The sequence below is a fragment of the Streptomyces sp. NPDC101227 genome (genome assembly GCF_044767545.1).
Lineage (GTDB): Bacteria > Actinomycetota > Actinomycetes > Streptomycetales > Streptomycetaceae > Streptomyces.
On record NZ_JBIWOD010000005.1, the window covers coordinates 1 to 19648 of the forward strand.

Genomic DNA, 19648 nt, shown 5'->3' on the forward strand with positions numbered 1-19648 from the left:
CTCGGCGGTAGATGTCGCAATCCCCACCGAGCCAGAAGGCCCTCACCTCGTTCAAGCACCCAGCGCGCGTGTCACCAACGTGCCGGGACAGCACATCTAGCGCCTTCAGCCGGGAACGCCGAGATCGGCTCAGTAAGAGAACGGGCCCGCCCCCTGGAAAGGGGACGGGCCCAATGTTTCACGTGAAACGTGACCGCGTGATTCAGGCGAGGTAGTCCGCCAGCTCGCGCTCGATCCCGGCCTTCGGCTTGGCGCCGACGATGGTCTTCACGACCTCGCCGCCCTGGTAGACGTTCATGGTCGGGATCGACATGACGCCGTACTTGGCGGTGGTCGCCGGGTTCTCGTCGGTGTTCAGCTTGGCGATGACGATCTCGTCGTGCTCGGCGGCAATGGCCTCCAGAGACGGGGCGACCTGGCGGCACGGGCCGCACCAGGTGGCCCAGAAGTCGACGAGGACGGGCTTGTCGCTCTTGAGGACGACCTCTTCGAAGTTGTCGTCCGTAACGGTCACCGTGGCGCCGGCCATGGCTGTCTCCTTACTCGGTGGGTGGTGAAAAGTTGGGGGTGACGATGGTCAGGCGGAGATGGTCTTCTCCGGCTCGGCCGTGGCCTCGCCGTCCGACAGCGCCGCAAGGAATCGCTCGGCGTCCAGGGCGGCGGAACAGCCCGTGCCGGCCGCTGTGATCGCCTGACGGTAGGTGTGGTCGACGACGTCACCGGCGGCGAAGACACCCTTGAGGTTCGTACGAGTGCTGGGCGCCTCGACCTTGAGGTAACCGTCGTCGTCCAGGTTCAGCTGGCCCTTGAACAGCTCGGTCCGCGGGTCGTGGCCGATCGCGATGAACAGGCCGGTCACCGGGAGCTCCGAGGTCTCGCCGGTCTTGACGTTGCGCAGCGTCAGACCGGTGAGCTTGTTCTCGCCGTGGATCTCGGCGACCTCGCTGTCCCACACGAACTTGATCTTCGGGTCGGCGATGGCGCGATCCTGCATCGCCTTGCTCGCCCGCAGGGCGTCGCGGCGGTGGACGACCGTGACGGAGTTGGCGAAGCGGGAGAGGAACGTTGCTTCTTCCATCGCGGTGTCGCCACCGCCGATGACGGCGATGTCCTGGCCCTTGAAGAAGAACCCGTCGCAGGTCGCGCACCAGGAGACGCCACGGCCGGACAGCTCGTCCTCACGGGGCAGCCCGAGCTTGCGGTGCTGGGAGCCGGTGCTCACGATGACGGCCTTCGCCCGGTGGACGGTGCCCGCGGTGTCGGTGACGGTCTTGATCTCTTCGGAGAGATCGACCGAGACGATGTCGTCCGGGACGAGCTCGGCACCGAAGCGCTCGGCCTGGGCGCGCATGTTGTCCATGAGGTCCGGCCCCATGATGCCGTCGCGGAAACCGGGGAAGTTCTCCACGTCGGTGGTGTTCATCAGTGCGCCGCCGGCGGTGACGGCACCTTCGAAGACGAGCGGCTTCAGGGACGCGCGGGCGGTGTAGAGCGCTGCGGTGTAGCCCGCGGGCCCGGAGCCGATGATGATCACGTTGCGGACGTCGCTCACGGGTGTCTTCCTTGTCTCTGCCGACGGCTTGCTGGGGTATCGGAACTCTCACCCCACCCAACGGATCCTACGGGGCGAGCATTCCCGGAGTGTCACAGCGCACGTCTCGTCGTTTCAGTCTCGCTGGTACGAGTGGGTCAGCAGGACCTTGCCGGGGGCCGGTGGGGTGGCAGAGACGCAGGAGGAAGACACGACATAGGCAGAGACGCGCGACGGGTCGGACGCGTGTGGCAGCACCACGAGATACGCGTCCTTGCCGTTGTAGGTGTTGTGGCTGGAGGCGAGCGGAGTTTCTGTGCGGCCGATGCCTTGGCGCACGCACGAGGGGACGGTGTCGGCACTACCGCGCAGCGGTGTTTCGGGAGAGCTGCGGGTGCCGATCTCAGGAGTCTTGTGTCCGTGTTTCGCCGCCAGCAGTCCGTGGACATGCGCTCCGAGGGATGCCGACGTCAGCGCCGAACCGCCGGAGCTGTGCTCGGCGGGTGCGCTCGCCCGGTCCTGGTGGGTGGCCCGGGTGCCGTCGGTGGCGGCGTTCTGGAAGAGGAGTCCGCCGATGCTGAGGGCTGCGGCGGCCGCTGCCGTACCGAGCAGAACGCGGGGCCAACGCCGTGCACGGGACGAGCGGCTGCTGGGTGTCCGGCGGCCGGGACCGGAGGCGCCCTTGGGGCGACCCGCCGGCCGGTCCGAGGGAGCGCTGTGTGTGGGCGATTCCACATCGGTTTCACGTGAAACCGAACCGGCGGCGGTCGATGTTTCACGTGAAACAAGAGTCCCCGTGGAGGGCGTCGTGGAGTTCAGCAGCGCCTCGGCTGCGAGCGCGGCATCGATGCGCCCCACGACATCGGCCGGCATCCTCGCCGGGCCGGGGAGTGTGCCGAGCAACCCCCGGATTTCCTCCAGTGATGCGTAGACGTCCGCGCACAGCGGGCAGCCGGCGAGATGGCGGCGAAGTTCCCTGGTGCGGGACGGGGGCAGCAGTCCGTCCGTGAGGTCGGAAATCTCGGAGACCTCCGGGTGCTCATCCGAGCCGGTCGTCGACGTCACGATCGCCCACCTCCGCCCTTCACGGCACCTGTGTCCTTCGGTCCTGCCGTCGGTGGGACGGATGTCCCCTGCGCCCGGTTCCTTCCCCCGCTTGCGGGCCGGCTATCCCCGCCGTCTGCGCGCAGATGGGTGACCAAGGGAAGGAGCCGCGCACGGCCCCGGGCGCAGCGGCTCTTGATCGTTCCCGTCGGCACACCGAGGACCGCGGCTGCTTCGGCGACGGGGTAGCCCTGCATATCGACGAGGACGAGCGCGGCGCGCTGTTCCTCGGGAAGTGTGCGCAGCGCGCCGAGCAGTTGCCGGTGCAGATCCTGGCGCTCGGCGGGAACGGCCGCGGATTCTTGGGGTTCGAGGAGCTGTTCCAGTCGCTCGGTCTCGGCCACGGGTGAGGTGCGCCGGGAGGCGGCCTTGCGTGCCCTGTCCAGACAGGCGTTCACCGTGATGCGGTGCAGCCAGGTCGTCACGGCGGACTGCCCACGGAAGGTGTGGGCCGCGCGGTAGGCGGAGACCAGTGCGTCCTGGACGGCGTCCGCGGCTTCTTCGCGATCTCCGAGGGTGCGCAGTGCCACGGCCCAGAGGCGGTCGCGGTGGCGTCGGACGATCTCCCCGAACGCATCGGGATCGCCCTTCACATGCAGAGCAAGGAGATCGGCGTCGGTTGGTGTCGAAGCCTCGTCGCTGTCGGTGGACACGGGCCCCCCGGCCGTAGCTGCCTGATCTCGGGTTCCATTGAAGCCCGCCAGGTCAGGAAAGTAAATGCCGATGAAATCGGGGCCCCGGCGGTTCCCGGCGACTCTGGAGATCGCTGCAGCACGTGACCGTCGTGTCAGGCCGCGAGTAGTTGTGCGGGCATTCGGATGGTTGCTCCCGATGGTCCCGCATGTTGCGTAGCCGCTCAGGCCCTGGTCCGTGAGCCGGAAGTATCCCTCCCGCTCACGGACCGGTTTCCGTTGACCCTGGCAGCCGCTGAGCTTGCTACCTGCTCAGCTGGTGAAGGAAACCTCCGTCACGCCCTGCTTATAGCCTTCGCCGCTGTACGTTTCCGGATCCGCCGGGGAGTACGGCATCGCGGTGATCCACACCAGGATGTACTGAGCCTTCACCGGCTTATCGATCTTGATCTCGGCCGTCTTCTGCGAGGTCTGAGCAGTACCGAGCTTCTGCATGGAACTCACCGGCTCAGACGGCGAGAGAGAGCTGGCCGCGTACAGCGTCACGGTGGTGCGGGGGCCACCGTAGTGCAGCCCGATCGACGCGCTGCTTATCCGTTGTTTCGACCCCACGTCGTAGATGAGGCCGACGCCCTGCTTGAAGGCCGGATTCAGGTCGGGGCCTTCCTTGAAGGTCTTGCTGTACCAGAAAGTGCCGGCGTCCCCGTCGTGGGTGTCCTGGGCCTGGCCGGGGTGCTGCGGCTTGCCGTCCGGGTAGTACTCCTCGGCGTCTGCGATCTTGATTGGCTTGTCGGCCGGCGTCTTGGCCTTGCCGCCGGTGGTGTGAGAGCTGCTCGGGCCGTCCTTGTCGCCCTCCAGCGAGAGCAGGGTGTCCGCGAGCTGCCAGCTGCCCAGTCCCAGGGCCGCGATGAGCAGCGCGGAGACGGACCATTTCAGCGCCTTGCCGGTACGGCTCTGCAGCGGGGGCGGCGGGGTGGGGATGGCCTGCGTCGGCCGGCCTGGCTGGCCGTTGCGGGCCGGCGACTGGCGGTAGGTGCCCTGCTGGTATCCGGTGCGCTGGTAGGGCGGCGGCGTGTTGAAGGTCGTCTCGGGGGGCCGGATGCGCGGCATCGCCGCGACTGCCTTGGCCAGCTCTTCCGGAGTGGTGCAGGGCTGCTCCTGCCGGGAAGCCGTGGCGCCATCGTTGACGACCGCGCGCATGGCGAGTTCGGACAGCCCGCGGTGGACCCCCGCACGCACCTGGTCCGGTGCGATCAGCCCGACGCCCTTGGGCAGACCGGTGAGACCGTAGGCGTCGTTCTCGTACGGCCAGCGCTGGGTCAGCGCGGCATACAGCAGTGCGCCGATCGCTTCGGTGTCCGTGCGCTGGGGGTGCTCACAGGTGATGCCGCGCAGCGCGGCCATGACCGCCAGGCCACGGATACGGTACTGGCCGGACTCCGTTCGCAGCACCGAGCCGGGAGTGATCCGCAGATGGGCCAGGCCCTCGCGGTGCGCGGCGGCCATGGCCTGGGAGACCTGGCTGACGAGCTGGTAGGCGTCGTGCGCTTCGAGCGGGCCGCCGGCAAGGACGGTGGTGAGCTCGGTGGCGTCCGGCAGCCATTCGTGGACGACGTAGACGAGGTCGTTTTCCTCCACGGCGTCGAGGACCTGGACGAACCGGGGGTCACCGAGAAGCGCGGACGAGCGGGCGGCGGACAACACCGGGCGGGCCCGCGGGTGGTCCGCGGGCAGGATGTGCACGCCGACGGCTCTGCGCAGCTTTTCGTCGACCGCGCGCCAGCTGCTGAATCCGTCCAGACGGGTGACGCACTCCTCGAGGCGGTAGCGTCTGGCGAGCTTATGGCCACTGTGCAGCTCCGGTGGCTGGGAGTCGGCCGCCGCGGCACCAGTCTCGTCACTGCCTGCGGTGTCCTTCTCCCCGCCGGATACCTTCTCGGCCTCCGCTCCGTCGTCCGTGGCCTGACCCGCCTTGGCGGTCAGCGGTTCCTCACCGCTCGTGTCGGCCACGTCGACGGCAGCCGTGCTCCGTTCCGCCACCGTCGTTCCTGCCTCCCCATCCGTTGCAGGCTCAATGAGCCAAGACAATTGTGCCCACAGTCCGCCACTATGCACGACACACGGTGGCGGTCGATGGTTGTGCCCGGTCAGCGACCCAGCTTGGCGCGGACCATCCCGACCAGGGCGTTCAACTCTTGGATCCGCATCTTCCGGGCGGCCGCGTAGAAGACCGCCAGAAGTACGGCGCTGCCGCCGACGAGGGCGGCGAGCGAGCCGGTGAACCCGCTGCCGAGTGCCTGCATGATGCCGTACACCGCGGCCCCGGAGACGATCGTGGCCGGAATGCTGGCGCCGGCCAGCCGTGCGTAGGTGCGCACGACATGCGCGGTGTCGAGGTCGCCTCCCATCCGCTTGCCCAGGCGGCGCCAGGCCACACCCACGCCGATGATGTACGCCAGACCGTAGGAGGCCGCCATGCCGATCACGGCCCAGCGCGCGGGGAGGATCAGGAAGCAGAGGGCGGAGGCGGCGGCGTTGACCGCGGCGACGATCACCGTGTTGTAGAAGGGGGTGCGGGTGTCCTCGTACGCATAGAAGGCACGCAGGACGACGTACTGCACCGAGAACGGGATCAGGCCGACGCCGAAGGCCATCAGCATGTAGCCCATCGGGATACCGGCGCCGGACGAGCCGTAGACGAGGGTGCACAGCGGGATACCGAGGGACAGGAAGCCGAACGAGATCGGCACGATGGCGACGGCCGAGGTACGAAGTCCCTGGGACATGTCGTCGCGGACGGCCGCGGTGTCGCCGTCGTGCGCGGAGCGTGCCAGGCGTGGCAGCAGCGCCGCCATCACCGAGACGGTGATGATCGCCTGCGGCATGTTCCAGATCAGCTGTGCGCTGGCGTAGGAGATGAAGCCGGTGCCGGGGTGGCCCTGCTCGTTGGCGGTGTTACCGGCCCATGTGGAGAGCTGGGTGACGACGAGGACGCCCGCCTGGTTGGCGAGGACGAACAGCACCGTCCACTTGGCGAGCTTGGCGGCTTTGCCCAGGCCGTGGCCGCGCCAGTCGAAGCGCAGCCGGAGCTTGAAGTCGGCGTCCCGCAGGTACGGGATCATCGCCAGCGCCTGGACGACGAGGCCGAGGAGGGTGCCGATGCCCAGCAGCCGGATGCCCTCGGTGGGGATGGTCGTGACGCCGATGTGGGAAGTCTTGGCCGAGCCGTAGACCCAGATGAACAGGCCGAAGGTGGCGATCATGACGATGTTGTTGAGGACCGGGGTCCACATCATCGCGCCGAAGCGGCCGCGGGCGTTGAGGATCTGCCCCATCACCACGTGCAGACCCATGAAGAAGATCGTGGGCACGCAGTAGCGGGTGAAGGCGACGGCGACCTCGTTGGCCGCCGGATCGCGGGAGATATCGAACGAGACCAGCTTCACCAGGACCGGTGCGGCGACCACGGCCAGGACGGTCAGTGCTCCGAGGATCACGATGACGAGCGTGAGCAGGCGGTTGGCGTAGGCCTCGCCGCCGTCGTCGTCCTCCTTCATCGCGCGGACGAGCTGCGGGACGAAGACGGAGTTCAGACCGCCGCCGATGGTCAGGATGAAGATCATCGTCGGCAGTTGGTAGGCGACCTGCCAAGAGTCACCGAGGACCGCGCCGCCGAGCGCCGCGACGATCAGCGCGGAGCGGATGAAGCCGGTGAGCCGGGACACCATGGTTCCGGCGGCCATCACCGCGCTGGACTTGAGCAGTCCCGAGGCCTTGCCGCCGGACTGCTTGCCGGCGGCTGCGGGAGCGGGCTCGGGCGTCGGCGCGGGCTGCGGGGGTACGGCTTCCGGCGTCGGCGCGCCCACTCCCCCGGCCACGGCGGGTGCCGGGGCCGGAGCGGGGTGCTGGGGCTCGTACGGCTGCTGGTCCCGGAAGAGATGCGCGAAGGCGTCGGGTTCCGAGCGCTCGTCGGATGCCTGGGTGATCAGGTCGTCGACACCCACGAATTGCGTGGTCGCGGCGTCAACGTAGTGGGGTTCGGGTCCCCCGGCACGGGAGTCGGGTGGGGTGGGCGTCGCCCAGAGCTGCGGGTCGGGGGCGTGCTGTGCCGCGGGGGGCTGCTGGTAGAGCGGCTGGGTGTGGTCCAGCGGGGGCGCGGAGTGCGCGGCGCGGTCGTAGGGCGCCTGGGCGCCCGGATCCGGGACCCCCGGGGGCGGAGCGTGGTGCGGGTCGTTGCGGTAGGCGTCCTGGACGTAAGGGTCCTGGGCGTAGGGGCCGGGAGCTGCGGGCACCTGGGGCGTCGCAGGGACCGGCCCAGCCGGGTCGCCATGGGCGTCCCGGCTGCGGTCACCGTCGTACGGCGCGTTCATCGCTGCCCCATCTCATCCGTCGCGGGCCATCCGGCCCCGCCATCTATCAACGGTCCACTTTCTCACCTGAGCCGGACGGGTCGGTGCTTTCCGAACCGGTGTCCGGCGCGGGGTCACTCGGCTGCTCGGGCTTGTCGCCGTCCGTGCCGCCGTTGTCGCCGTTCGTGCCTTCCTCGCCGTCCGGGTCTTCGCCGTCGGGTCCGTCCTCCGGGGGCGCCGCGGCCATCCGCTTGCGCTGGAGGTAGATCCGTACGCCGGCAAGGACCAGCAGCAGCACGCCGCCGGCGATGACGAGCATCACAGTCGCGGTGATCTCGGTGACGTTCACCTGGAACGTCATCGGTTCACCGTAGGGCTTTCCGTCGGCCGTGTAGAGCTGGGCGGTCACCCAGGCACGACCGTTGGCATTCGCCGTGGTGTCGAACTTGAACGACTGGCTGTGCCCGCCGTCCACCTTGATCTGCTGTGACTTCCCCACGTCCAGACGGTTGGGCTGGGACGAGGTCAGCTTCAGGGTCATGCCTTCGACGCCCTGGACCAGGTTGTTCTGCACCGTCACAGGAATCGTCGCGCTGCGCCCGGAGAGTGTCGCATCCGACTTCTGGATCAGGTGGACCTTCTTGGTCAGGCCGTCGAGATAGCCGCGCACGGAGTTACGGAAGGCCCCGGCACCGGTCGGGTCGCCCCGCCACTCGGTCGACATCTCGCGCAGTATGGCGGTGCCGAACGGGGTCACCACGCGCTCCGGCTGGGCCAGGATCACGCGGTAGTCGTCCAGTGCCGCCTGGGTTTCCTGGATCTTCCGGAAGGCCTCGGTGGGAAGCTCTTCCCTGCGCAGCGAGCCCGGGTAGGCGGCGCCGCTCGGCACCTGACGGGTGGCCGCGGGGTCGGGCTTCGCGTTGGTCGCATCGCTGAGGTCCAGTGGCTGTGTCCACCGCCCCGCGTCCTCCAGATTCCGCAGAGCGGTGGCCATCGCATGGGCCTGTTCGGCCGAGGGCATGCGCTGGGGGGCGACGACGATGCTGCGCTGCCGGTCCGGTGCCTGGAGGTTGATCATCTGCGTCTGGGCGACGAATTGCTGAATCGCGCGGGAGGCGTTGTCCGCCTTCGACATATCGCCTTCGAATGCCCGGGAGAGCCGCGCGTCCGCGACGATGGCGGTGTTGCCACCGCCGATGGGCCGCGCCGCTGTCGGTGTGTAGGGCAGTCCGCCGGTCTCGCGCAGGCTGTCGCTGCGGGTGATCACGTTGTGCGCACCGGCCGAGGTGGCGACATCGACGGTCGAGGAGTCGATGGCGCCGTCGACGGGCCAGGCGAAGTCCGTACGCGGTGTGACCCCCAGCACCGTGTCCACGGTCGTGGCGGCGAGCTCGGTGGCCGGACCGAGGTGGCTGAGGGCACTGGGGACGCTCTTGCCGTGGTGTGCGAGCGAGGCGAGGTCGGGGTCGGCGAACGGCAGGGCGACGACCTCGTGCGTCTTCACTGCCTTTTGGAGGTCGTTCAGCCACTGCTTGGCGACGGCTTGATTCTTGCCCGCCGGGCCGTCCGGGCCGCCAACCTTGTACGTCCTGGTCATGGCGTCGACACTGGCGAGCAGATCGGGATCGATGACGAAAGTCACCGGCAGGTTCTTGGCGAGCGTCACCATCTGCTGCAGCCGGCCGCCGGGCGCGAGCTCCGCAGCGAGATCGTCGTTGCGGAAGACCGGCGTCTGCGCGGCGTCGGTCTCAGCAGTGAGATGGGTGTCGGAAATGAGCGGCCACAGGTAGGTGAGCTGGGTCTTCTTGCCTGCGTCCCCCTTCTGCCAGGGCAGGAAGGTCCGGTCGATGCCGAGCACCTGCTCGAAGGGCGAGGTCTGGGTACGCCCTGACAGCGTGACACTGAGCCGGTACACACCGTCTTCGCCGAGGTCGAGGTCCGTCGCCGGCACGCTGAGGGAGAAGGGGCGGCTGGCACCGGGATCCAGCTTGTCGATCTTCTCCTTGTGGCCCTTGACCTCCGGTCCGTCGACGCCGGGTACGTAGCCGGTGTGCCGGGACGCGGTGTCGATGGAGCTGCGGCCGCCGAGAGATACGCCACGGTGCATTCCGACGTGCGCGTCCGTGATCGTCCTGCTGCCGTCGTTGGTCAGCGTGCCGGAGACCGTGACCGTGTCCGCCTTCGTGGGAGCCGACGGCGTCATCGATTCGATGCTGATGTCGACCGGGCGGGAGCCCGTCGGGGCGGCCTGTGCGGAGGGGGCCTGCGGGGCCAGCAGCAGGCCTGTGAGCAGGGGTGTTCCGGTGAACAGCGCCACGGTCCTGCGCAGCCATCGGCCGCGCGGCCGTTCAGTCCCCTGGAACCCTGCCGCCTCGGCCACGCGCTCGCCCGTCCCTCGTCGTCGTCAGTGGTCGTCGGAATGTGCGTCCACGAATGGTAACGAGGCCCGCTGCGCCGTAGTGCCGGGGACTGCTCCACATGATCGCCGGGACGGCGCCGGCCGCCGCGTCCCCTTTATTAACGTGACGCTTCCTACAGCGCAGCCACGTACTCTGTTTTGTTGTGCCGAACGCCAACAATGACCTCCCCACCCCGCCGACCGAGCGGACGCCGCAGTCGACGAACGCGTTGAACCATGTCCAGCGCCGTGCCGTGAGCGAGCTGCTGCGGGTGTCCCCCGTAGCGGACGATCTGGCCCGCCGGTTCCAGGAGGCCGGGTTCACGCTTGCCCTGGTCGGGGGTTCGGTGCGGGATGCGCTGCTCGGGCGGCTCGGCAACGACCTGGACTTCACCACCGATGCCCGTCCCGAGGACGTCCTGAAGATCGTCCGGCCGTGGGCGGACGCGGTGTGGGAGGTCGGCATCGCCTTCGGCACGGTCGGCTGCAAGAAGAGCTCGTTCGACATCGAGGTCACGACCTACCGCTCCGAGGCGTACGACCGCACCTCGCGCAAGCCCGAGGTGTCCTACGGCGACTCCATCGAGGAAGACCTGGTCCGTCGGGACTTCACGGTGAACGCCATGGCAGTGCTGTTGCCGCAGAAGGAGTTCGTCGACCCGCACGACGGGCTGGAGGACCTGGCATCGCGCGTGCTGCGGACGCCGGGGACGCCGGAGGAGTCGTTCTCCGACGATCCGCTGCGGATGATGCGCGCGACCCGTTTCGCCGCCCAGCTGGACTTCGAGGTCGCCCCCGAGGTGGTCGCCGCGATGAAGGCGATGTCGGAGCGGATCGAGATCGTCTCCGCGGAGCGTGTACGGGACGAGCTGAACAAGCTGATCCTTGGGGCGCACCCGCGCAAGGGGCTCCGGCTGCTCGTCGATTCAGGGCTCGCCGCCCGGGTGCTGCCCGAGCTGCCCGCGCTGCAGCTGGAAAGTGACGAGCATCACCGTCACAAGGACGTCTACGAGCACTCGCTGACCGTCCTGGAGCAGGCAATCGACCTGGAAGAGGACGGGCCCGATCTGGTGCTGCGGCTGGCGGCTCTGCTGCATGACATCGGCAAGCCCAGAACGCGGCGCTTCGAGTCGGACGGGCGGGTCTCCTTCCACCACCACGAGGTGGTGGGGGCGAAGATGACCAAGAAGCGGATGACTGCGCTGAAGTACTCGAACGACATGATTAAGGACGTCTCGCACCTGGTGGAGCTGCATCTGCGCTTCCACGGATACGGGACGGGTGAGTGGACGGACTCGGCGGTCCGGCGCTATGTGCGTGACGCCGGCCCGCAGCTGAAGCGGCTGCACAAGCTGACCCGCTCGGACTGCACCACCCGGAACAAGCGCAAGGCCAATGCGCTGTCGCGGGCGTATGACGGGCTTGAGGAGCGCATCGCACGGCTCCAGGAGCAGGAAGAGCTGGATGCCATCCGACCGGACCTGGACGGCAACGACATCATGAAGATCCTGGGGATTGCGCCGGGGCCAGAGGTAGGCAAGGCCTACAAGGCGATGCTGGAACTGCGACTGGAGCGCGGCCCCATGGATCGGGACGCGGCGGTTGCCGCTTTGAAGGAGTGGTGGACCGCGCAGGGCTGAATGTTTCACGTGAAACGTTCGGTCGATGAACCGCCATGTTTCACGTGAAACATGGGGCGGTGTTTCACGTGAAACATCGCCCTACGCGGATGGGTGGGCGCCGCCCCGTGGGCTGAGGCCCCGTTATTCAAGGGGAGACTTGCCCCATCGTCGCCAGGGTCGGGCCAATGCCGTGGCGACGATCGCGTAGAGAACGGTCACCACGATGAGCAGCACGACGGACCGTCCGTCCGGCGGCAGCATGAGCGCCGCGACCGCTGCTGCACCCACGAAGGCCACGTTGAACAGCACGTCGTAGATGGCGAAGATCCGGCCTCGGAACGCGTCGTCGACCGTGGACTGCACCACGGTATCCGTGGAGATCTTGGTTCCCTGGGTGCTGAGCCCGAGCATCAGCGCGGCGGTCAGCATCGGCTCGGGGGCGAAAAACAGCCCGAGCGTCGGCACCAGTACGGCTCCCATGGCCGCGCAGCAGGCGATCCATCCGAACGGGCTGAGCTTCTCGACCGCCCACGGTGTGACGAGAGCGGCCGCGAAGAAGCCGACTCCGGACACCACTACGGTGATCCCGAGCAGGGCCAGGCCGTCGGATTCGGTGTCGGCCCAGGAGTAGCGGCACAGCATCAGCACCGTGACCGTCAGAGCTCCATAGCAGAAGCGGATCAAGGTCATTGCCGTCAGGGCGCGGGCCGGCGTGCGCCGCTCCTTGAGGTGGCGCAGACCCTCTACCAGTCCCCGCACAGTACTGAACAGGGCTGCCCACACATGTGGTTGGAGCCGGGCGGGGTCGGGCCCGAGGAGTGTCGGTGCCATGCGCAGGGCAGTGAGGGCCGAACAGAGATAGAGAGCCGAGGCAAGCAGCACGACAAAGGCGTCGACATGTGAGCCGGCGAGCCGGACGGCGAATGCGAGCCCGCCGCCGGCGGTCGCGGCAAGCGTTCCGGCTGTGGGCGAAACGGAGTTGGCCATCACCAGCTGCTGTTCACCGTCGACCACGCGTGGCAGTGAGGCCGAGATACCGGCCAGTACAAAGCGGTTCACGGCCGTCACGGAGAGCGCCGAGGCATAGAAGAGCCAGTCAGGAACATGAGCCACGATCAATGCGGCGGTCGCGGCGGCGAGCACGGCGCGCAGCAGATTTCCATAGAGCAGAACCTGGCGGCGGCGCCAGCGGTCGAGCAGCACTCCCGTGAACGGCCCGAGGAGCGAGTAAGGCAGCAGCAGGATCGCCATGGCGGAGGCGATGGCCGCGGGCGAGGCCTGTTTCTCGGGTGAGAACACGACGTATGTGGCGAGCGCGACCTGGAAGACACCATCGGCAGCCTGGGACTGGAGCCGTACGGCGAGGAGGGAACGGAAGTCGCGGAGCCGGAGTAATACGCGGAGGTCGCGCACTGCATGCATGGCGCACAGCCTCACACAGCCCGCAGGCCCCCGGGTGGAATTCCCGGAGGCCTGCGGGCTGCGTGAGGCGAACGTCTTAGCGCTCGACCTCGCCCTGGATGAACTTCTCGACGTTCTCCCGCGCCTCGTCGTCGAAGTACTGCACCGGCGGCGACTTCATGAAGTACGAGGAAGCGGAGAGGATCGGGCCCCCGATGCCCCGGTCCTTCGCGATCTTCGCGGCACGCAGGGCGTCGATGATGACACCCGCGGAGTTCGGGGAGTCCCAGACCTCGAGCTTGTACTCGAGGTTCAGCGGGACGTCACCGAAGGCGCGGCCCTCGAGGCGGACGTAGGCCCACTTGCGGTCATCCAGCCAGGCCACGTAGTCCGACGGGCCGATGTGGACGTTGTCCTCGCCCATTTCACGGTCCCGGATCTGGGAGGTGACCGCCTGGGTCTTGGAGATCTTCTTGGACTCCAGGCGCTCGCGCTCGAGCATGTTCTTGAAGTCCATGTTGCCGCCGACGTTCAGCTGCATCGTGCGGTCCAGGATGACGCCCCGGTCCTCGAAGAGCTTGGCCATCACGCGGTGCGTGATGGTGGCGCCGACCTGGGACTTGATGTCGTCACCGACGATCGGGACACCGGCCTCGGTGAACTTGTCCGCCCACTCCTTGGTGCCGGCGATGAAGACCGGGAGGGCGTTGACGAAGGCGACCTTGGCATCGATGGCGCACTGGGCGTAGTACTTCGCCGCGTCCTCGGAGCCGACAGGGAGGTAGCAGACCAGAACGTCGACCTGCTTGTCCTTGAGGATCTGGACGATGTCGACCGGGGCCTCTGCGGACTCCTCGATGGTCTGGCGGTAGTACTTGCCCAGACCGTCGAAGGTGTGACCGCGCTGGACCGTCACGCCGGCGTTCGGCACATCGCAGATCTTGATGGTGTTGTTCTCGCTGGCGCCGATGGCGTCCGAGAGGTCGAGGCCGACCTTCTTGGCGTCGACGTCGAAGGCCGCCACGAACTCGATGTCACGCACGTGGTAGTCGCCGAACTGCACGTGCATGAGGCCGGGCACGCGGCTCTTCGGGTCGGCGTCCTTGTAGTACTCGACGCCCTGTACCAGCGAGGCGGCGCAGTTGCCCACGCCGACGATGGCTACGCGAACCGAACCCATTCCGGTTGCTCCCTGTGTTCTCGATGAGGACCTGGCACCGCAGGGCCTCATGTGGTGGTGTCATCGGACGGATCCGGCCGGGAACCACCCCGGTGCCGGGGCAGGCCGCCCGCATCTTCTGACTTCTTGTCCTGCTCTGCGGGATCCGGTGCGCGCTGATCGCGCCCGGTGCGCTCACTCTCGATGAGCTCGTTCAACCAACGGACTTCGCGTTCCACGGATTCCATGCCGTGGCGTTGCAGTTCGAGGGTGTAGTCGTCCAGCCGCTCGCGGGTCCTGGCCAAAGAGGTGCGCATCTTCTCAAGGCGCTCCTCCAGCCGACTGCGGCGGCCCTCCAGCACGCGCATCCGAACGTCCCGCGACGTCTGACCGAAGAATGCGAAGCGGACGCCGAAGTGCTCGTCCTCCCACGCATCCGGTCCGGAGTGGGCGAGCAGCTCCTCGAAGTGCTCTTTGCCCTCTGCGGTCAATCGGTAGACGATCTTTGCCCGGCGCCCTGACAGTGCCGCGCCGGGCGCGCCCTCCGGGGCGTCGCCCGTCTCCTCGACGAGCCAGCCGCTTGCGACCAGCGCCTTGAGGCAGGGGTAGAGGGTGCCGTAGCTGAACGCACGGAAGACACCGAGCGAGGTGTTGAGCCGTTTTCGCAGCTCATAGCCGTGCATCGGAGACTCCCGAAGCAGGCCCAGGACGGCGAACTCGAGGATGCCGGAACGTCTGCTCATCCTCCGCCTCCTTGGCCCGGTGCGTTCTTTATCTCGTGCTGATGTATCGACTCGATACATCCAGACGATAGAACGGTGCCTCGAATGGAACAAGCGGGGGCACGGTGAACGGCGTCACATCACCAATTCGCTGCACGCAACCTGACTGATTTGGAGTGAATTTCAACACTGGGCAGGTTTTGGCGGTGCGTAGTCTGTGCGGCATGCAGACTGCCGGGAACCGCGGACCGATATCTGGCGTCCCCGTCCTCGGTGTAGTGCGGCCCTCACCCCACGAGTGGGCCGTGCATCGGGGGGACCTGAAGACAACTGCCGCCTTCAGGCGACGAGAAAGCGCGCCTGCCCGAGGAGTAATCGTTCCATGAGCGAGCACCGTCGCAAACCGCCACAGCCACAAGGTGGCGGACGTGCCGCGGCCCGACGTGCCGCGCAGCAGTCAACAGGGCGTCGTGCCGCGCCCTCGCGAGACTCGGCTGCCGGCCCGCCGCCCACCTCCGATCCGCATGGTCAGGAGCGGCCGTACGGTGGACGTGCCGAAGCCCGCCGGGCCGCGCAACGCGGCGGCCGCCGGCGCGGATCAGATTCCGCTGCGATGGCCGCCGGCGGCGGCCCCGGTGGTCATGGTGGTGGAGGCCGTGGAGGCCGCCGCACCGGTGGCGGCGGCAACGGCCCCGAGGGAGGCGGCCGAGGGCGTGGCAGCGCGAAGCCTGTCAAGAAGCGCTGGATCGATTATCCGCGTGCCAACCGCAACGGCTGGCGCCGCTTTGTGCCGTCCTGGAAACAGGTCACCAGCCTGTGCGTAGGCTTCCTCGGTCTGATCGTCGGAGCTGCCGGCGTCGCGCTGGCCTTGGTGCATGTTCCCGACGAGAACAAGGCCGCCATGGCCCAGAACAACGTCTACTTCTGGGCCGGCGGCAAGGTCATGGCCCGCGACGGCGAGACGAATCGGCAGAACCTCAAGATTGCCCAGATCCCCGATTCGATGCAGGACGCGGCGGTCGCAGCCGAGAACGCCTCGTTCTGGCACGACTCGGGCGTAGACCCCATGGGTATCGCACGCGCGCTGTTCAACATGGCCAAGGGTGGGGAAACCCAGGGTGGTTCGACCATCACGCAGCAGTACGTCAAGAACGCGATGCTGACCCAGAACCAGACGCTGGACCGTAAGTTCAAGGAACTGTTCATCTCGATAAAGGTCGGGGCACTCAAGGGCAAGCCCGAGATCTTGCAGGGGTACCTCAACACCAGCTACTACGGGCGCGGTGCCTACGGCATCCAGGCCGCGGCCCAGGCGTATTTCGGCAAGGACGCCGGGAAGCTGTCGCGGAGCGAAAGCGCCTTGCTGGCAACGGTGCTCAAGGGCGCCGACCTCTACGACCCGGCCGGCGGTTCCGGGCCGAACTCCGACCGGGCGGACAACACCAAGCGGGCGAAGGCGCGATGGTCCTGGATCCTTGATCGGGAAGTCGCGAACGGGATGATCAAGAAGCAGGATCGACTCAAGATCACGAAGTTCCCGCACGTCGAAGACCCGAAGCCGGTGGCCAGTAAGGCCGGCCAGATCGGCTACCTCATGGACACCGCCAAGAAGTATGTCCTGAAGCACTCCAACCTCACCGAGAGGGAGTTCGACAGGGGCGGCTACACCATCCAGACAACCTTCGATGAGTCGAAGGTCAACAAACTCACCGACGCGGTCAAGAAGGTCGACAAGCGATACATCGACCCGAAGAAGCGTGCGAAGGACAAATACGTCCAGTTCGGTGCCGCCTCCGTGGTGCCCGGCGATGGCAGGATCGTCGCGCTGTACGGCGGTGAGGGTTACGACAAGGGACACTTCAGCAATAACGCCGACACCTATGGTGTGCCCGTCGGCTCGACCTGGAAGCCGTTCGTTCTTGCGGCGGCGATGAAGTACGGCACGGCCGCCAGCGAGGGTGCGCCGATCCCTCCGGAGAGCAAGTACAACGGCGACGACCATCTCAAGGTGAAGAACGCAGAGGGCGGCTACGTCCTGAAGCGGGACAACTCGCCCTTCTATCAGGAGAACGAGAGCAACCATCCCTGGGGCTACATCACCTTGACCAAGGCGATGGAGCAATCCATCAATACCCCGTTCGTTCAGCTCGGCATGGATGTCGGTATGGACAAGGTGCGGGACGTGGCGGAGTCGGCGGGTATCTCACGGGACAGCTTCGACAAGAACCTCAACCCGTCGTTCGCGCTGGGCACCTCCACGCCGAGTGCGATCCGGATGGCCAATGCCTACGCGACCTTCGCTGCTTCGGGCACCAAGGTCGATCCGTACTCGGTGACCAAGGTGACGTCGGAAGGCAAGGACCTGCCGGGCTTCGAGAAGCCCGAGCAGGTGTCGGCGCTGCAGCCCAACATCGCCGACACCGTGACCAAGGTGCTGCAGAACGTCATCCAGAACGGCACGGCGAAGGAAGCGAAGCGGTTGGGTATTCCGGCTGCTGGCAAGACCGGCACCACCGACGAGAACAAATCGGCCTGGTTCGTCGGCTACACGCCGCGCCTCTCGACGTCCGTGACGATGTTCCGTGAGGACCCGCAGAATCCCCGCCAGCTGTCCATGAACGGAGTCGGTGGCTTCGACTCGATCCACGGTGGCGCCCTGCCCACTGAGGTGTGGACCGAGTACATGCTGGCGGCGCATATCCCGTCGAAGGACTTCGAGGCGCCCACGTCGTCCGTCGGTCCGCCGGTGAACGAGGCAGGCATGCCGACGCCCAAGCCGACCCCGACCCCGACGCCGTCGCAGGAGCCCTCCGAGACGCCGTCCGAGTCCGCCACCCCCGGCGACTCGCCGTCCCCCAGCCCGAGCGAGACCTGCTCCAAGTGGGACATCGGCTGTGGAGGCAACGGTGGCGGCACGGGTAATGGCGGAGGCAACGGTGGCGGACCCGGCGGGGGACCGGGCGGTGACACCGGAGGCGACGTGACTCCGACGCCCGATCCCACCGGCGGCGGTGGCGGCATCTTCGGCGGCCCCAACGGCAGCTAGCGTCCATCACCGCGAGATGTTTCACGTGAAACACGCAGACCGTTTCACGTGAAACACGGACTCACGAAGCCCCCGACCCGGGATGACCGGGCGGGGGCTTTGCCGTCTGCGGCCGGGGACCGTACGGCAGGATGGGGCCATGACGAGCGTGCGACAGGACGAGCCTGTACGGCCGACGAACAGGGATGAGGTGGCGGCGGCCGGGAGCGAGCTGATCGGCGGTCCGATCGGCCGGCGCGCGCTGCTCGGAACGAACTGGCTGACGCCGGTGCGGGTCATCGCGCTGGTCGCCATCGGCGTATTTGCGCTCGGCATGGTGCAGAAGCTGCCCTGCTACAACGGCGGGTGGTTCTTCGGCGCCACGACCCAGTACACCCACGCCTGCTACTCCGACATTCCCCATCTCTATGTGGGGCGGGGTTTCGCCGACGGTCTGATCCCGTATTTCCAGCGACTGCCCGGCGATATGGAGTACCTCGAGTACCCCGTGCTGACCGGCCTCTTCATGGAGGTCGCCTCATGGATGACGCCGCTCCCGGGCACGATCCAGGACCGAGTCCCCAGTGAGCAGATCTACTGGCTGGTGAACGCCGGGATGCTGATGGTGTGTGCCGCCATCATGGCGGTCTGTGTGGCCCGCACCCACCGCCGCCGTCCCTGGGACGGACTGCTGGTCGCCCTGGCGCCCGCCTTCGCCCTCACCGCCACCATCAACTGGGACCTGCTGGCAGTCGCCCTGACCGCTGCGGGGATGCTGATGTGGTCGCGCAGCCGCCCGCTGGCGGCCGGCGTACTGATCGGCCTGGCGACCGCGGCAAAGCTGTACCCGGTGCTGCTGCTGGGGCCCTTGCTGGTGCTGTGCTGGCGCGCGGGGGCCTGGCGGGCGTACGGCCGAGCCCTCACCGGCGCCGTGGTGGCCTGGCTCGTGGTGAACCTGCCGGTGATGATCACGCATGATGCGGCCGGCTTCCACATCCGGGAGGGCTGGGCGAAGTTCTACACCTTCAGCCAGGAACGGCCGATCGACTTCGGTTCACTCTGGCTCCTGATCTCCCAGCGCACGGGCAACCCCCTGGAGAACGCCAACACCTATGCCACGCTGCTGATGATCGTCGGCTGCGGCGTCATCGGATTGCTCACTCTGTACGCACCGCGCCGGCCGCGCTTCGCGCAGCTTGCTTTTCTCGTCGTGGCGTTGTTCATCCTCACGAACAAGGTCTACTCGCCGCAGTACGTCCTGTGGCTGATCCCGCTCGCCGCGCTGGCCCGCCCACGCTGGCGGGACTTCCTGATCTGGCAGGGCTGCGAGGTCATGTATTACCTCGGGATCTGGATGTACCTCGCGTACACCAGCAACGGCGACAAGCATCAGGGGCTGCCGCCCGAGGGCTATCAGCTCGCCATCGCGCTGCACCTCCTGGGCACGCTGTATCTGTGCGCTGTGGTCGTACGGGACATCCTGATGCCGGAGCGCGATGTGGTGCGCAGGGACGGGGACGATGACCCGTCGGGCGGTGTCCTGGACCGGGCGCCCGATGCGTTTGTGCTCGGGCGGGTCGCCCATGAGCCACGGCACGCGGCGCACCTCGAAGGGGCGGCGGCGGTGCGCTGGGGCGCCGTACGGAAGTAAGCCGACCCCGGTGGACAAGCATCGGGCCCGGTGTCGCAGAAGATGTCTGCGGCA

The 19648-nt window shown here is 67.5% G+C and carries 13 protein-coding genes; 3 read left to right on the forward strand and 10 right to left on the reverse strand.

The genetic code is table 11. The annotated features are described in order from the left end of the window. Positions 1 to 202: 202 nt before the first annotated feature. The 7 genes from trxA to ACIRPT_RS12405 form a co-directional block, all read right to left on the reverse strand. Entirely contained in the window at positions 203 to 529 is a 327-nt protein-coding gene (gene trxA / locus ACIRPT_RS12375) for a thioredoxin (protein ID WP_403499809.1), read from the reverse strand. 48 nt (positions 530 to 577) lie between these two features. Next, positions 578 to 1552: a thioredoxin-disulfide reductase gene (gene trxB, locus ACIRPT_RS12380; RefSeq protein WP_403825928.1), complete on the reverse strand. Its 975-nt coding sequence runs from the start codon at positions 1550 to 1552 to the stop codon at positions 578 to 580. A 114-nt stretch (positions 1553 to 1666) separates the two neighbouring features. Further along, on the reverse strand, positions 1667 to 2596 hold the full coding sequence (locus ACIRPT_RS12385; RefSeq protein WP_403825930.1) for an anti-sigma factor family protein: 930 nt from the start codon (positions 2594 to 2596) through the stop codon (positions 1667 to 1669). After that, the gene (gene sigM, locus ACIRPT_RS12390) at positions 2593 to 3288 is read right to left on the reverse strand and encodes an RNA polymerase sigma factor SigM (protein WP_403825933.1); all 696 of its coding nucleotides are present in this window, start codon (positions 3286 to 3288) and stop codon (positions 2593 to 2595) included. Before sigM ends, ACIRPT_RS12385 begins: the two co-directional genes overlap by 4 nt. Before the next feature lie 291 nt (positions 3289 to 3579). Beyond that, complete coding sequence (locus ACIRPT_RS12395; RefSeq protein ID WP_403825935.1) at positions 3580 to 5307, reverse strand: protein kinase family protein; 1728 nt, start codon at positions 5305 to 5307, stop codon at positions 3580 to 3582. 107 nt (positions 5308 to 5414) lie between these two features. Next, positions 5415 to 7637 (reverse strand): murein biosynthesis integral membrane protein MurJ, encoded by a 2223-nt coding sequence (gene murJ / locus ACIRPT_RS12400; RefSeq protein ID WP_403825938.1) that lies wholly within the window; start codon positions 7635 to 7637, stop codon positions 5415 to 5417. Between the two features lie 46 nt (positions 7638 to 7683). Continuing rightward, positions 7684 to 9996: a DUF6049 family protein gene (locus tag ACIRPT_RS12405; protein ID WP_403825941.1), complete on the reverse strand. Its 2313-nt coding sequence runs from the start codon at positions 9994 to 9996 to the stop codon at positions 7684 to 7686. 182 nt (positions 9997 to 10178) lie between these two features. Here ACIRPT_RS12405 and ACIRPT_RS12410 point away from each other — a divergent pair, with 182 nt between their 5' ends. Continuing rightward, positions 10179 to 11654 (forward strand): CCA tRNA nucleotidyltransferase, encoded by a 1476-nt coding sequence (locus ACIRPT_RS12410; protein ID WP_403825944.1) that lies wholly within the window; start codon positions 10179 to 10181, stop codon positions 11652 to 11654. A gap of 123 nt (positions 11655 to 11777) precedes the next feature. Here ACIRPT_RS12410 and ACIRPT_RS12415 read toward each other — a convergent pair whose 3' ends face one another. The 3 genes from ACIRPT_RS12415 to ACIRPT_RS12425 all read right to left on the reverse strand — a co-directional run bounded on the left by ACIRPT_RS12415 (position 11778) and on the right by ACIRPT_RS12425 (position 14939). After that, the gene (locus ACIRPT_RS12415; protein WP_403827048.1) at positions 11778 to 13058 is read right to left on the reverse strand and encodes an MFS transporter; all 1281 of its coding nucleotides are present in this window, start codon (positions 13056 to 13058) and stop codon (positions 11778 to 11780) included. Positions 13059 to 13134: 76 nt separating this feature from the next. After that, positions 13135 to 14217 (reverse strand): inositol-3-phosphate synthase, encoded by a 1083-nt coding sequence (locus tag ACIRPT_RS12420; RefSeq protein ID WP_403499788.1) that lies wholly within the window; start codon positions 14215 to 14217, stop codon positions 13135 to 13137. A gap of 47 nt (positions 14218 to 14264) precedes the next feature. Further along, positions 14265 to 14939 (reverse strand): PadR family transcriptional regulator, encoded by a 675-nt coding sequence (locus ACIRPT_RS12425; RefSeq protein ID WP_403499785.1) that lies wholly within the window; start codon positions 14937 to 14939, stop codon positions 14265 to 14267. Positions 14940 to 15300: 361 nt separating this feature from the next. Between ACIRPT_RS12425 and ACIRPT_RS12430 the strand changes: the two genes are divergently transcribed. Both ACIRPT_RS12430 and ACIRPT_RS12435 read left to right on the forward strand, forming a co-directional pair. Beyond that, on the forward strand, positions 15301 to 17964 hold the full coding sequence (locus ACIRPT_RS12430) for a transglycosylase domain-containing protein (protein ID WP_403825949.1): 2664 nt from the start codon (positions 15301 to 15303) through the stop codon (positions 17962 to 17964). Between the two features lie 139 nt (positions 17965 to 18103). Then, complete coding sequence (locus tag ACIRPT_RS12435) at positions 18104 to 19594, forward strand: glycosyltransferase family 87 protein (protein WP_403825952.1); 1491 nt, start codon at positions 18104 to 18106, stop codon at positions 19592 to 19594. Positions 19595 to 19648: the final 54 nt, after the last annotated feature.

What these genes read in the sequence shown, in the direction of transcription:
- trxA (WP_403499809.1), bottom strand. Translation starts at nt 529, where the DNA reads ATGGCCGGCGCCACGGTGACCGTTACGGACGACAACTTCGAAGAGGTC.
- murJ (WP_403825938.1), bottom strand. Translation starts at nt 7,637, where the DNA reads ATGAACGCGCCGTACGACGGTGACCGCAGCCGGGACGCCCATGGCGAC.
- ACIRPT_RS12415 (WP_403827048.1), bottom strand. Translation starts at nt 13,058, where the DNA reads ATGCATGCAGTGCGCGACCTCCGCGTATTACTCCGGCTCCGCGACTTC.
- ACIRPT_RS12420 (WP_403499788.1), bottom strand. Translation starts at nt 14,217, where the DNA reads ATGGGTTCGGTTCGCGTAGCCATCGTCGGCGTGGGCAACTGCGCCGCC.
- ACIRPT_RS12425 (WP_403499785.1), bottom strand. Translation starts at nt 14,939, where the DNA reads ATGAGCAGACGTTCCGGCATCCTCGAGTTCGCCGTCCTGGGCCTGCTT.
- ACIRPT_RS12430 (WP_403825949.1), top strand. Translation starts at nt 15,301, where the DNA reads ATGAGCGAGCACCGTCGCAAACCGCCACAGCCACAAGGTGGCGGACGT.
- ACIRPT_RS12435 (WP_403825952.1), top strand. Translation starts at nt 18,104, where the DNA reads ATGACGAGCGTGCGACAGGACGAGCCTGTACGGCCGACGAACAGGGAT.